The sequence below is a fragment of the Paenibacillus sp. FSL K6-2524 genome (genome assembly GCF_038005525.1).
Classification (GTDB): domain Bacteria; phylum Bacillota; class Bacilli; order Paenibacillales; family Paenibacillaceae; genus Fontibacillus; species Fontibacillus anaericanus.
The window spans coordinates 4,645,544-4,659,995 of record NZ_JBBOSP010000001.1 but is presented as its reverse complement, the minus strand read 5'-3'; the positions used below and the strand labels follow the sequence as shown (position 1 = coordinate 4,659,995).

General features: G+C 43.0%; 10 protein-coding genes. 9 read left to right on the top strand and 1 reads right to left on the bottom strand.

Features of this window, described 5'->3' with window-relative positions:
* Nucleotide 1 precedes the first annotated feature (1 nt).
* The 9 genes from NST85_RS21720 to NST85_RS21680 all read left to right on the top strand — a co-directional run bounded on the left by NST85_RS21720 (nucleotide 2) and on the right by NST85_RS21680 (nucleotide 13,536).
* A complete protein-coding gene (locus NST85_RS21720) occupies nucleotides 2-835 on the top strand; it encodes a carbohydrate ABC transporter permease (RefSeq protein WP_341190365.1) in 834 nt (277 codons plus the stop codon).
* A 52-nt stretch (nucleotides 836-887) separates the two neighbouring features.
* On the top strand, nucleotides 888-2,369 hold the full coding sequence (locus tag NST85_RS21715; protein WP_341190364.1) for an alpha-N-arabinofuranosidase: 1,482 nt from the start codon (nucleotides 888-890) through the stop codon (nucleotides 2,367-2,369).
* An 18-nt stretch (nucleotides 2,370-2,387) separates the two neighbouring features.
* Nucleotides 2,388-2,648, top strand: coding sequence for a hypothetical protein (locus tag NST85_RS21710; RefSeq protein WP_341190363.1), 261 nt, complete (start codon nucleotides 2,388-2,390; stop codon nucleotides 2,646-2,648).
* Between the two features lie 37 nt (nucleotides 2,649-2,685).
* Complete coding sequence (locus NST85_RS21705; RefSeq protein WP_341190362.1) at nucleotides 2,686-3,654, top strand: glycoside hydrolase family 43 protein; 969 nt, start codon at nucleotides 2,686-2,688, stop codon at nucleotides 3,652-3,654.
* A gap of 218 nt (nucleotides 3,655-3,872) precedes the next feature.
* The gene (locus NST85_RS21700; RefSeq protein WP_341190361.1) at nucleotides 3,873-4,973 is read left to right on the top strand and encodes an ArsR/SmtB family transcription factor; all 1,101 of its coding nucleotides are present in this window, start codon (nucleotides 3,873-3,875) and stop codon (nucleotides 4,971-4,973) included.
* Entirely contained in the window at nucleotides 4,966-6,777 is a 1,812-nt protein-coding gene (locus NST85_RS21695) for an ABC transporter ATP-binding protein (RefSeq protein WP_341190360.1), read from the top strand. The genes NST85_RS21700 and NST85_RS21695 overlap by 8 nt, the downstream gene beginning before the upstream one ends.
* The gene (locus NST85_RS21690) at nucleotides 6,774-8,627 is read left to right on the top strand and encodes an ABC transporter ATP-binding protein (RefSeq protein WP_341190359.1); all 1,854 of its coding nucleotides are present in this window, start codon (nucleotides 6,774-6,776) and stop codon (nucleotides 8,625-8,627) included. The genes NST85_RS21695 and NST85_RS21690 overlap by 4 nt, the downstream gene beginning before the upstream one ends.
* 234 nt (nucleotides 8,628-8,861) lie before the next feature.
* The gene (locus tag NST85_RS21685; RefSeq protein WP_341190358.1) at nucleotides 8,862-10,421 is read left to right on the top strand and encodes a response regulator transcription factor; all 1,560 of its coding nucleotides are present in this window, start codon (nucleotides 8,862-8,864) and stop codon (nucleotides 10,419-10,421) included.
* A 274-nt stretch (nucleotides 10,422-10,695) separates the two neighbouring features.
* Nucleotides 10,696-13,536 (top strand): glycoside hydrolase family 3 protein, encoded by a 2,841-nt coding sequence (locus NST85_RS21680; RefSeq protein ID WP_341190357.1) that lies wholly within the window; start codon nucleotides 10,696-10,698, stop codon nucleotides 13,534-13,536.
* On the opposite strand, the gene NST85_RS21675 is transcribed toward NST85_RS21680, so the two are convergent.
* Nucleotides 13,509-14,420: an AraC family transcriptional regulator gene (locus NST85_RS21675; protein ID WP_341190356.1), complete on the bottom strand. Its 912-nt coding sequence runs from the start codon at nucleotides 14,418-14,420 to the stop codon at nucleotides 13,509-13,511. The genes NST85_RS21680 and NST85_RS21675 overlap by 28 nt on opposite strands.
* Nucleotides 14,421-14,452: the final 32 nt, after the last annotated feature.

Genomic DNA, 14,452 nt, shown 5'->3' with positions numbered 1-14,452 from the left:
TATGAATAAAAATATTGCGCTTAAAATAGTCCTCTTCATTTTCTTTGCTATAGTGGGTTTCCTTATACTGGTTCCCTTTTATGCGATAACGATAGCGTCATTTAAACCCGGGGCAGATTTAATCAGAAATGGACTAAATCTAAATTTTGATCTATCCGCTATGAGTTTTGATAACTTCGTATTTTTATTTACCGGAGATCATTCCTATTTCACATGGTTTTTCAATTCAGTTCTATTAACAATAGTTCAAGTAACCTTAACGTTATTTGTTAGTGCTACAGTGGCTTATGGATTTTCGGCCTATGAATTCAAAGGTAAAAATCTCTTATTCATCTGTGTATTACTAATTATGATGGTACCTTTTGAGATTTTGTTGTTACCACTATATACATTGACTAATAGTATCGGCTTGATGAATTCATATTCTGCCATTGTTCTACCTGGGATTGCTAGTGCCGCAACGATCTTCTTCTTTAGACAGTATTTAAGAGGAATTCCGAAGGAAATTATTTCGGCCGGCAGAGTAGATGGAGCTTCAGAATATGGAATTTACCTGAAATTAATTTTGCCCGTGATGAAACCATCATTTGCTGCTATGGCCATTCTAAATGGGATGAACAGCTGGAATAACTTCCTATGGCCGTTTATGGTGCTAAGTAGTGGTAATAAATTTACGCTTCCTATCGGACTCAAGACATTACTCACACCTTATGGAAATAATTACGATCTATTGATCGTAGGATCATTTTTCTCCATCGTACCTATCTTTGCTTTATTCATCGCTTTTCAAAAGTACTTTATTGATGGGATGACGGCTGGTGCAGTGAAGGGTTAAGCAAATTGCATAAATATATAAAATATATGAGTGGAGAGCGAGGACTGCTGAAATGACCAACATGAAACTGAATGCAAATGAGAAAAAAGGGACGATTAGCCGTTACTTGTACGGACAATTCGCCGAACATTTGGGTAGATGTATATATGAAGGAATATGGGTAGGTAAAAAGTCACCTATTCCAAATATTGAAGGCATCCGCATCGATGTACTAGAGGCACTCAAGAAATTGAACATTCCAGTACTACGCTGGCCTGGTGGTTGTTTTGCAGATGAATATCACTGGATGGACGGCATCGGTCCAGATTCACAACGAGCTCGGATGATCAACAACAATTGGGGTGGAGTAGAGGAGAACAATCATTTCGGTACGCATGAATTTTTGAGATTATGCGAACTGCTTGAGACAGAAGCCTATATTAGCGGCAACGTTGGCAGTGGCACCGTTCGAGAGATGCAGCAATGGGTTGAATACATGACATTTGACGGGGAATCCCCGATGGCTAATCTACGTAAGGAGAACGGTAAGGATCAACCATGGAGCTTAGAGTTCTTTGGAGTTGGAAATGAAAACTGGGGCTGCGGCGGGAATATGCGCCCTGAATATTATGCGGATTTATACAAGCATTACTCAACTTATGTCCGTAATTATGGTGATAACAAAGTGTATAAGATCGCCTGCGGGGCGAATTCAGATGATTACCACTGGACGGAAGTGATGATGCGTGAAGCAGGCAGACTGATGGACGGTCTCAGCTTGCACTATTACACTTTACCAACGGGAAATTGGGTTGGTTCAAAAGGATCATCGACTGATTTCGAAACAAACGAGTGGTTTTCAACCATGAAAAATACTCTTTATATGGAAGAATTGATCGTCAAACATTCGAAAATTATGGATAAGTATGATCCAGAGAGCAGAGTGGGGCTCATTGTCGACGAATGGGGAACTTGGTTTGATGTAGAGCCTGGGACAAATCCAGGGTTCCTATATCAGCAGAATACGCTTCGGGATGCACTTATTGCTGGGATCAACCTAAATATTTTCCAGAAATATAGCAAGCGCGTGAAGATGGCAAATATCGCGCAGGTTGTGAATGTTCTACAGGCCATGGTCTTGACCGAAGGGGATAAAATGCTACTAACACCAACCTATCACGTGTTCGACATGTACAAAGTTCATCAAAATGCTGATTTGCTGGATGTAGATTTTGAGAGTCCGTTGTATGCATTCGGTGCACAATCCATTCCACAACTAAGCGTATCAGCTTCAATTAATGCTGAAGGAGTTATCCATTTATCGGCATGCAATCTACATCATGAAGAGAGCGCAGCGGTCCAGTGTCATATTGTTGGTGCGGAAGGAAGACGGGTATCCGGCAAGGTGTTGACTCATTCAACGCTGAATGCACATAACACTTTTGATCAGCCAAATGAGGTTGCTCCAGTGAATTTTGAAGGTGCGTCACTGTTGGATGGACAACTGCAATTTGAGTTACCTCCCGCTTCCGTTGTCGTTCTGACTTTTGAATAAAGATCGAGGTGAACGGAAATGGAACGTCTCGAAGGTTGTAAAGGCTGTACGGAGAGCGTCAAGGTAACACCAGAGAAGCTTGAACTACTGATTGCCATAGCGGTAAAAGGGAGGACTGCGGTATCTGATCAGGAGTACGTCAGCAGAATGGATATGTGTCTAAGTTGTCCCGCTTTACAATATGGTACAACTTGCCGATATTGCGGATGTCTAGTTGCAGTTAGAGCTCGGCTTCAAGATTCTATCTGTCCTTTTCCAGTCGTACCGAGATGGTGCTGACCTACAAAATTGTCATGACATTAAAGGAGAAACCAATATGGATATAAATAGAGAATATAACAATCCGCTAGTGGAGCAGCGGGCAGACCCATGGGTCTACAAACATAGTGACGGTTATTATTACTTTACTGCTTCCGTACCAGAATACGATCGAATTGAGGTTCGCAGGGCCGATACGCTTGAGGGTTTGAGAGAGGCAGAGGCTGTTGTAGCATGGCGAAAATACGAATCAGGACCACTAAGCGCTAATATATGGGCTCCAGAAATTCATTATATTGATGAGAAATGGTATATTTATTTTGCAGCAGCTAGAACCACAGAGACAAAGGAAGGGCTCTTCGATCACCGCATGTTTGTTCTGGAGAATAATTCCGCTAATCCCCTTGAAGGTACTTGGCAGGAAAAGGGTCAGATTCACACGAAGTGGGAATCGTTTGCTCTGGATGCCACCACTTTTGAACATCGTGGGATATTGTATTATGTATGGGCGCAGAAGGATCCAAATATTGAAGGTAACTCTAATCTGTATATTTCAGAGATGAGCAATCCTTGGACATTGACCGGAGAACAAGTGATGATCGCTACACCTGAGTATGATTGGGAAGTCATTGGTTTCAAGGTTAATGAAGGGGCAGCTGTTCTGAAAAGAAATGGTCGTATCTTCATTAGTTTCTCGGCGAGTGCAACCGATCATAACTATTGTATGGGATTACTTACAGCGGATAATTCTGCTGATTTGCTAGACCCGCGTTCATGGGTGAAATCACCGGGTCCCGTATTTCAAACGAATGTGGAAACGGGCCAATATGGACCAGGACATAATAGTTTCACGGTATCCGAGGATGGACAAGATGTGATCATCTACCACGCCCGCAATTACATGGAGATTACGGGAGATCCACTTTATGATCCGAATCGCCATACGAGAGCGCAGATTTTTCATTGGAATGAAGATGGGACTCCTAACTTCGGCATTCCAGTGAAAGACGGGGTACGTGCATTATAATTTTGTATTATTTAGTTCATACATGAATGGAGCCGACTCATAACAGAGCCGGCTCTTTTTGGTTTGGCTACAGATTTAGCACCCATGGAAGAAATAGTAGTGTAAATAAATGGATTGACAAAATTTATGAAAAGGATTATTTTAACATTAAGTAATTATTGAATATTGAGAAACCACACTAATATATAGTGATAACTTAATGAGGACGGTGAGATAAGATGAAAGACATGCTAACTAATAACATCACATTTGCCTACAATGAAGCAATGGAACTGATTATAGCCATGGGGATGGTTGCATGTGAAGAGCAAATGGAAGAGGTAGCCAATGAATATAAGTTCGAAATGGACCCACTCGCGTTAGAATTCCATAATGAAGCCCGGGAGCGGCTATCCCCTCATACACTCAGAGAGCTAGAGTTCTTTTTCAAGTATAACTTTCTACACAAAGCCTTAGAATTTGGATTCTATACATCTATATGTAATTGTCCAAAGATCCAATCTGCCGAAGAGTGGATATCGAAACTGGATCAAACTCCAGCAGAGGACATTATGTTCGGAATGGTATACGGTGTGTATCACGACAAGATGGATGAGCTGCTGCAGGGACGGAATTGGGACTATTGGGAGGAAGTGAAAAGGGATATACCGGCACTAATTAAGTTGGTGAAAGCTACAGCACCACAGCCGGAAGTTGCTGGAGCAATTGGACCACTTCTAGAATGTCTCAATCATCCACCGGAAGCCAAGCAGCGATATATGCAATTGATCCGGCAGTTTTACCAGGACGCATATAAGCCTTGGGCGAAACGGATTAAAGATCTATCGGAAGCATCTGTGCTTCATTATGGCGACTCTTTTATGGCCGATCCAGAGCGATTTATCCGCGAAACGAATAAAAGTGAGCCAGCTATCTATGATATACCGACAACGTTTCATATTAGTTTTTTGTCACAAATAAATAATCATCTTATCTACTCAGAAGAAGGTATATATGCTTGGGTTCTTTTTGGTATCCATAATGACCGTGTATTTGGACCTGCTGCCGATCGTGAGAAGGTAGAGTTATTCTTTAAAGCCCTCTCCGATAAAAGACGAATGGATTTTGTCTCATTACTACGGGAACGACCATGTTATGGAGCAGAACTCGCCGCTGAACTTGGCATTACTCCTGCAGCAGTAAACTATCATGCTAACTTCCTGTTCTTTCTGGATCTCTTAGAAATGAAGCGTTCGGATCATCGGATGTATTACCATTTGAAAACAGATCGATTGAGGGAGCTTCTAGCATTGACGTCCAAAGTTCTGCTGGATGAATAAGATGGAGAACCATAAGAAGAATAACCCTACCGCATCTGAAACTTTGAAACAATTAATTAGTTTAGGGAAACCTTACTGGGGCCGTTACTTCATTCTATGTATTGTTGTTGCGGTTCTGTCTCTGACTAGTGTCGCTTTAGCAGAATCTTTGCGCCGGATCATTAATGCAACGGTGGATGGAAATATGTCGGGTCTCATCTCTGGTGGTATTTTTGCCATCGCAGTGGTGGTGGTTGAAGGAGCAGGTAATTTCGCTAAAACTTATCTATCAGGTATGTTGGAATTTAAATCCGTAGCTAAGCTACAGGCTTCTGTGCTATCGAAGCTAATGAAGGTTCGAATGGAGGATATGGAGCAGTATCATTCTGCGGATCTGATTAGCCGTATCAATGATTCAGCCCCAGCCGCACAAACGGGCATGAATGAGAAAACGATAGATATGATCGGAAATATATTAAAGATGGTCTTTATGCTCACGTATTTAATATCTCTTCAGTACATGTTAACTTTGGGCACCATACTCATTTGTTCCTTGATTCCTTTGATTATGGTTCCATTTACTCGTAAACTTCGCGCAATGCATGAGGCGAGACAACAAGTAGCAACTGAGCAGCAAACATTCATTCAAGATGCCATCCAGGGAGCTGAAGTCGTTCGCTCCTTTTCGCTGGCAACGAAACTTAAGGAGCAATTTATGAACCGAGCCAAGGATCACCTGCGGATTCATTTAAGAGTCACAAGGTTCGAAGCAGTGGGGTATAACTTGCCCTTTGCCGTGATTCTCGGTGGTTTGTTATATGTTCTATCATTTGGTGGTTATCTCGTAATTAAAGGAAATCTTGATGTAGGGGCAGTCGCTGCCTTTCTCATTAGCTTTGAACAAATTTCTCAACCTGTAGCTCGGCTTTCCAGTCTGTGGACTGAATTGCAATCGTCCATGGCACAAAGTAATCGCTTATTTAGCATTCTTGATTTGGAGGAGGAAGCGAACAGCATAACGCCACAAAGTCAGGATTATAGCCATGTATTTTCTGATGGACTACCTTCTATTGTCTTTGCGCAAGTAGGCTTCCGTTATGGAGAAGGAGCGAATATTTTGAAAGGGCTCTCTTTTGAGATTGCGCGGGGAAAAGTTACGGCATTTGCAGGTCCAAGCGGTAGCGGTAAGAGCACGATTCTAAATCTCCTTATGTCTACTTATCAACCCAATGAAGGAATGATATATTGCGGAGATACATCGCTCCGGGATATTCATCCTAAGGATTGGCGTAAAGGGATTGCTTATGTATCACAAGACCCTTATTTGTTCACGGGTACGCTGTTTGAGAATATTGCTTGGGGCAGATCAGGTGCAACACGAGAAGATGTTATGAGTGCTGCACGCGCTGCGGGAATTCATGATTTCATCATGACGACACCGCAACAGTATGAGACGCATATTGGTGAACGCGGACTTACCCTGTCTGGTGGTGAACGACAACGGATGTCCATCGCAAGAGCATTTGTACGTGAGCCGAGCTTATTGATCTTGGACGAACCAACTGCAGCGCTTGATAGTCATAATGAAGAGCTTGTCCAACAAGCACTTAAAGAGCTTATGCATGAAAGGACGACCGTGGTTGTAGCCCATCGTTTGTCAACGATTCGAGATGCTGACCTCATCTATTATCTAGAAGATGGAACAGTCGTGGAGTCTGGATCGCACAATGAACTTATGGCATTGGAAGGAAAATATACGGATATGGTCTCTAAAAGTTTGGATAAAGCTATTCTCCATTCTCAGAGAGAAGAGGTAGGGGCATGAATACTAGTAAATCCAATCGTCTATCTTTTGGACATATACTACGAAGATTATTACTATTTGTACGTCCGTATCGGATAGGTTTCATTGTTGCCATGCTGCTTCTGATTGCCAAATTAGTGATGGATGTAGGATTCGCTACGGTTCAGCAATTATTTGTTGATACCATTACTAGTGCAGATATGAGTGCTCTACTTCGGTTGACTATGATTTGTGGTATTGCATGTTTACTCATTTTGGTTTGCCTTATGCTACAACATTACTTCCGGTTTGTGGTCCATTTCCGAATGATCTGGGAGCTTCGGGCGAATTTATTTGATAAAAGTAATCGACTACCTTTTCGTACCCTTCAGTCCATGCATTCGGGAGACTTATCTTCTCGTAATAATAAGGATGCGGAAAAGGCTATGAGCATGGTTGAGAGTGTTGTATTTGATCTTGCGTACAATATTCTGTTGTGCCTTGTCTCGTTTTTGTATTTGGCTCGCATGGACGTATGGATAGCACTTCTGGCGTTGGGATCAGGTCCGGTTGTGTTTCTCTCAGGTCGTTTCTTCGATCGTAGACTACGGGTATTGTCGGTGGATATTCTTACGAAGGAAGGAGAGCTTAGAGGATTATTGCAGGAAATATTGCAGGGAATGAAAGTTGTTCGAGCGTTTGGCTTGGAAGGGCCGCTACTTGAACGCTATGTAGAGCGTCGTGAGCAATTAAATATCTTGCAACGTAGAAGGACAATCTTCTCTGGACTTTTATGGCAGTCGTCTTCCTTTGTGAATAGTACAGTCATGGTAGCTTGCGCCGCTTTGATCTCTTATTCTGCGTTACAAGGAAATACAACATCTGGAGGTGTATTGGCCTTCGTCATATTAATGGGGCGTGTGCAGTGGCCTTTTGTACACATGTCGCAGACTTGGGGCGGTGTACAGGATGCCTTAGGAGCAGCGGATCGTGTGTTTGCTGTTCTGGATATGCCAAGTGAGAACGATGCAAGAACAGTAGAGAAGACGACTCCACATGAGGTGACAGAGAAAGACCATTCAAAGGTAACACAGAAGTGCCCAAGTAGGCCTTCGCGGGATCAAACCGCACTGAGCATACAGAATGTCTACTTTAAACATCGTTCAGTTGATGGGGGAGAATCTCTGCTCTTTAAAGGAATTAACCTACATGTTGAACCTGGTGAGACGGTCGCTTTAGTTGGGCCGAGTGGTTCAGGGAAATCGACATTAGTCCGGCTATGCTGTGGATTGTATGAACCGGATGAGGGGAGTGTATCGCTTTTCGGTTCATCTCTTCATGAGCAATTAGAGGAGACTCGTGCACTTACGACTTATGTTCCGCAGAACCCTTACTTATTCTCTGGTACGATTCGTGATAATATTGCTTTTAGTGCTGATTGGGCCTCTGAGGAGGATGTTAGGGAAGTAGCCCGGCTTGCCGGAGCTGAGGAATTCATATCCAAGCTACCGGAGGGCTATAATACCATACTTGGTGAACATGGATCGACCCTGTCCGGTGGACAACGGCAACGTTTAGCAATTGCTCGTGCTTTCTTGCGGCAAGCACCGCTGCTGCTCCTTGATGAAGCAACGTCTGCTTTAGATAACGAATCAGAAGAACTTGTGCAACAGTCGCTGGATTTACTCATGCAGGGACGGACGACACTGGTGATTGCGCATAGGTTATCTACTGTAAGGAATGCGTCACGAATTATTGTATTAGATCAGGGAGAAATTGTTGAAGAAGGCACTCATGAAGCATTAATGGCACAAGAGGGAATGTATGCGAAATTGTATAGTTTACAGTTTCAAGACAATACAGGTGAAGAAGAAGTTGAATTCGTCAGTTAGTGCCACTAGCAACATAATCAATATATACGGGGTACCCTCCTTTTAAGGAAGGTACCCACGCCTATTTGTGCCAGGCAATACATCAAAATAGTGCAACAAATGAACAGAATAATGGTTGTTAGATCATAGTGATGAGGTATAATTATAATGAAAACGCTTTATTGTCGGAGAGCAGAGTAGTTTTGTTCGCTAGGAAAGTAGCCTCATATTTTTATCCGGCAGGAGGAATAACCAATGATCAAAGTGCTGATTGTAGATGATGAACCGAAGTTAAGAGAAGGTCTACGGTCTTTTATAGACTGGGAATCTCTTGGTTATACCGTGGTAGATACGGCGGCGAATGGTAACGAGGCTTTGATTAAATTCGAACAGTATAAACCAGATCTGGTTCTAGCAGATATTCGTATGCCAGGAATGAACGGATTGCAACTGATCCAGAAATTACGCGAGATCGACACCGATTTACACATATTAATATTGAGTGGTTACGCTGATTTTGATTATGCGAAACAGGCTATTACGCAACGAGCGGACGGCTATCTGTTAAAACCGGTGGATGAAGATGAACTAATCAGCTACTTGAACAAAATTAAAACGGAAATTCAGAGTGAGCAAGTCAATGAACAGTGGAGTAATGTCACCAAAGTCTGGACCCGTGAGGCGCTGATTCTATCTGTATTGAGTGAACCCAAGGATGAGAACGAGGATGCCACCGTTCTTAGCAAGAAGGCCGAAGAACTGGGGTTGTTGTGGAAACATTATCAGGTGTTATTGATCTCGGTTCAATCCCATGATGAAACGGATACGAAAACTCTAACTATGCTTAAAAGAAGATTAATGGAAGCCTTTGAGGATACCGGGCGCGGGTGGGTATTTTATATGCATTCTCAGATGGGGGTATTGCTAAAAGAACCGCTGCTAAGTGTGGAAAGGGAGACAATATATAAGGAGATAGAGTCCCTACTGATTGATACAGGTGACTATTTTAGTGTTGCATTAGGACAGAAGGTGAGCACCTTTAATGAGATAGGACAATCGTATAGTGATGCTCGTGAGCTGATCAAACTACACTTTTTTCTAGATAATGGAATGATACTCTGTGCTGACTCCCTATCTAGTGCAGAACATAATAATGAAGATTGTGTGGATATAAATGCTCACACATTTAGTGATCAGATCTATTATGCTCTGGACATCGGGAATCAAGAAGTTATGAAATCATTGGTTCATCGGGCGGGGCAGTTCTTGGTCTCCGAGGGATATAATGAAATGGAGATCAAACGGCGATTTGCAGAGATATTAACCTCTATTCATGGGAAAGTATTGAAGCAGTCTCCTGAACTTCAGAGTCGTAGTAAAGAATATGCTGATTATCTAACAGAAATTTATGGAGTTCGAACGATCCGATCGTTGTTTGAGAAAATTGATTTCCTTCTGCTACAGATGATGAATCATTTGCGAGAAGGGGGCAAACAGCGAGAAGTCAAGATTATGTTAGATCTCATCAATCGGAACTTTGGTGACAACCTTAAACTCGAGACACTGTCGAGTGTCCTGAATTATAACAGTGCATATTTAGGGAAATTATTTAAGAATGAGACAGGTGAATATTTCAATACTTATCTTGATAAAGTGCGGATGGAGAAGGCCAAAGCATTATTGGAAGAGGGCTTCAAAGTCTACCAGGTTGCCGAAAAAGTAGGCTATACGAATGTGGATTACTTCCATAGTAAATTCAGAAAATATGTAGGAACTTCCCCTTCCGCCTATCGTAAAGAAGTAGCTAACGCCTAAATATAAAGATTTAAGTGGGTGTCTCGAAGTCAGGAATTTGGCTCGGGACGCCCTTTTTCTCTGTCTGATCGGATAAGGCCTAACAACATTTCGTACACATAGCGTCCTACCACAACAATCACTTAACGTTTCTGCTTTATAATTTTCTATATTTTTATATGAAAACAGGACTAATTATGTGTGTAGGAAGGTCGGACTAGTAACGTTATGATAATCTTGGGTGATTTTTAATAGCGCTTTCAATTTTATAACTACACAGAGATGAGGTATTTATATGCAGGATACCAAGAACACTTTTCTTTATCAGAATCACAATCTTCCATTGGAAGATCGCGTGAATGATTTGATCTCCCAATTTACGCTAGACGAAAAAATTGAGCTTATGTGTCAATATCAGACGGAGATTCCACGGCTTGGTGTGAAAAAATATAAACATGGCACGGAAGGCGCACATGGGATTGCTTGGCTCGGCGAAGCTACTGTTTTTCCTCAGAATACAGGACTCGCTTGTACTTGGAACCCAGAGCTCATGCACGAAATCGGCTCAGTGATCGGTGATGAAGCGCGGATTTATTTCGGGCGTGACCCAGCCATTAATGGATTAACTGTTTGGGCTCCAACTGTAGATATGGAACGTGATCCACGTTGGGGACGTACCGAGGAAGCATATGGAGAGGATCCTTATTTGACAGGGAGATTATCTACAGAACTCGTTAAGGGAATGCAAGGTGATCATCCTTTTTATTACAAAACAGTAGCCACGTTGAAACACTTTTACGGTAACAATAACGAAATTGACCGGGGGACTGCGTCCGTAAGTATTGATCCTCGGAACAAGTGGGAGTATTACTTAAAGGCATTTGAGCCTGCTTTCCGTGAGGGCGGGGCTGGCTCGATGATGACGGCGTATAACGGCATCAATGGAACACCATGCAACCTGAACAATGAAGTGAACGAGATTGTTAAGGGCAGGTGGGGGATGGATGGTTTTGTGGTCGGCGATGCCGGTGATGTCCTCGGTACAGTCATGGATCATGGATATGTCCAGTCTTATGCTGAAGCGGTTGCTAGAACGGTTAAGGCAGGAATAGATAGTATTACAGATGATCAGGATATATCGTTTCGGGCGATTCGAGATGCGCTGGAGCAAGGCCTACTGGCAGAAAGCGATTTAGATCATGCGCTGCGAAATACTTTCCGTGTACGTTTCCGTCTTGGTGAATTTGACCCAGCTGAGGTTAATCCTTACAGTCGTGTGCCAGAATCCAAACTGTGCGCCCCTGAGCATGCAGAATTGTCATTAACTGCAGCGCGTGAAAGTGTAGTGTTACTGAAGAATAACGGTCTTTTACCGCTGCGAAAAGATGGTGGGACTATAGCTGTCATTGGACCGCTAGCAGATGAAGCATTCACGGATTGGTATAGTGGAACGCCTCCATATCGAGTTACTCCGCTACAGGGAGTGAAGGAGACGGTCGCCGGTAGCCTTGTTCATTACAAGAGTGGGTTAGATCGAATTGTCATTCGCTCAGTAACAACTGGTAAATATGTCGGTGTGGCAACCGGAGAGAAGGCAGCACTCGTGGCTGACCGCGATAACGTTCAAGAAGCTGAAGTGTTCGAACGGACGGATTGGGGTTGGGGAAGTACTACGTTACGATCACTCAATCTTGGTAAATTTATTACAGAGACAGACGAAGGTATTTTGACTGTAACGGCCCAAGATGCTCGGGGTTGGTTTGTCAAAGAGGTATTTAGTTTTGAAGATACTTCTACTGGGGATTCTTTCTACATGAAGTCATGGGAAGGTAAACGTCTCTCCTTGAATGATAAGCAAGAGTTTACCCTCCATGCTGGAGATGATTCTAGTGATACTGGTGAAAGCTTCTACATTGAAGTGGTTCAGGAAGGGATCAAAGAAGCGGTGAACGCGGCCAAAGCTGCGGAGACTGCTGTTGTGATTGTAGGTAATAATCCTTTCATTAATGGTAAAGAAACAATAGATCGCCCAGACATTACGCTACCTGCTTACCAGCAAGAATTGATTCAAGCTGTGTACAAAGCCAATCCGAACACCGTCGTTGTTATCGTTGGAAGTTACCCATTTGCCGTAAATTGGGAGAATGAATATATTCCGTCTATTATATATACCTCACATGCAGGCCAAGAGTTAGGTCATGCCGTGGCAGATGTGTTATATGGCGATTATAACCCGGCTGGAAGATTAAACATGACCTGGTATTCCTCCGTATCCCAGCTTCCAGCTTTGATGGATTACGATATTATCGAGGGCAAACGGACGTATCAATATTTTGATGGAAAAGTATTATATCCATTCGGACATGGGTTAAGCTATACCAACTTTGATTATAGCGGACTGTCTCTAAGTCGGTCTGAGGTAAAAGAAGATGAGTGTGTTAGGGTGTCTGTGATTGTACGAAATACGGGTGAAATGGATGGAGATGAAGTTGTACAGCTGTATGTGAGAGCAAATGCTTCACGAGTTAAGCGGCCATTAAAGACACTCAAGGGTTTCAAACGTATACACCTTCATGCTGGTGAAGAGGAAACCGTTGTATTCGAGTTGAAGACATCTGAACTCGCTATATGGGATGTAACCCGTGATCGATATTGCGTTGAGAATGGGATCTATACTGTAATGATAGGTTGTTCCTCTGAGGATATTGCTGTGGTTGCTACAATCCCTGTCACTGGAGAAGTTATTCCACCACGTTTTTTGGACGAAGCGGTTAGGGCTGTTAACTATGATAGTTATAGCCGTGTCTATATTGATGAATGCCGTGAGGGCGGGGAGAGTGTACGCACGGTGGATGGGAACGGGTGGATCTCATTGCATGATGTTGAATTCGGAAATGGGGCGTCCAAGTTCGAGGCCAGAGTATCAGGCCATATTCTTGGTGGGGAGATAGCTATCTCGCTAGATTCCGGTACTTCTGAAGAACAACAAATCATTGCAACTTGCCAAGTACCACCAACAGGTGGCAGGCAAGCCTGGACGACGGTATCCCTCCCTGTGGAGGGATTGCCGGGTCGCCGCAATGTACGCCTAACACTGAAAGGCGAGGTTCAAGTCAGCTGGTTCCGCATGGTATAGAGATAGTTTTTGCGGAATTCCGAAGGTGAAGAATTCATCGTTTTTCGGAATACACGGATGAAATAACTGATGTTATCGTATCCCACTTCTAGTGCAATATCGGATATTTTTTTGTCAGGCTGCCTGAGTAGTTCGACAGCCTGACGTATCCGATAGGAATTGATGTAATCCATCGGAGTTTGCCGAGTCATCGATTTAAAGAATCGGCAGAATTGCCCTTCACTCATCGGAATAAGAGCAGCGAGCTCAGAGAGCCGAATGGGATTTTCATAATTTTGTTGAATATAGAGGATAACCGTCTTCAATCGGTCAATCTTGGAGGACTGAATTCGATTGTTTGAAATGCGATTGCAGGAAATTTGATGACGCGTGATCTCGGATAACATCAAGTACAAATGACCTTTGATAGCGCCTTCATAACCTGGAGAAGCAGTACTGCAATTATTCATGATCGATGTGATGTGATTCAGAAGAGACATTTCACATTCAGCTTCACTCTGAATGAGCCGAGGAAAGGTCGATTTTCGCTCTTGAAGCGGAAGTACTAGATTATCTTGCACTGCATCGTAATGCGCACTCGCTAGAAAATTGACATCAAACACGAGTGAAAAAAACGAACAACCTGTCTTTCCGAGGGCATGAGCGGCATGGATATCCCCTCCATCGATAAATACGGCTTGTCCAGCGCGTACAGGGAAATAGTCTGTGTCGACTTGAAATAGTGTCTCTCCTTCAATACAGTAGAAAAACTCAGCTTCGTCATGCCAATGACAGTCAATTACATGCTCTCCAGGTCCATATTGGAACCAGTAGTTTCCGAATGGGAGATGTTCATCCCCATGACTACGGATTTCTTTTAAAGAGCGACGCAGAGCTTGATCCATATTCTTCACCTCATCAATATAGTGTTATAAAA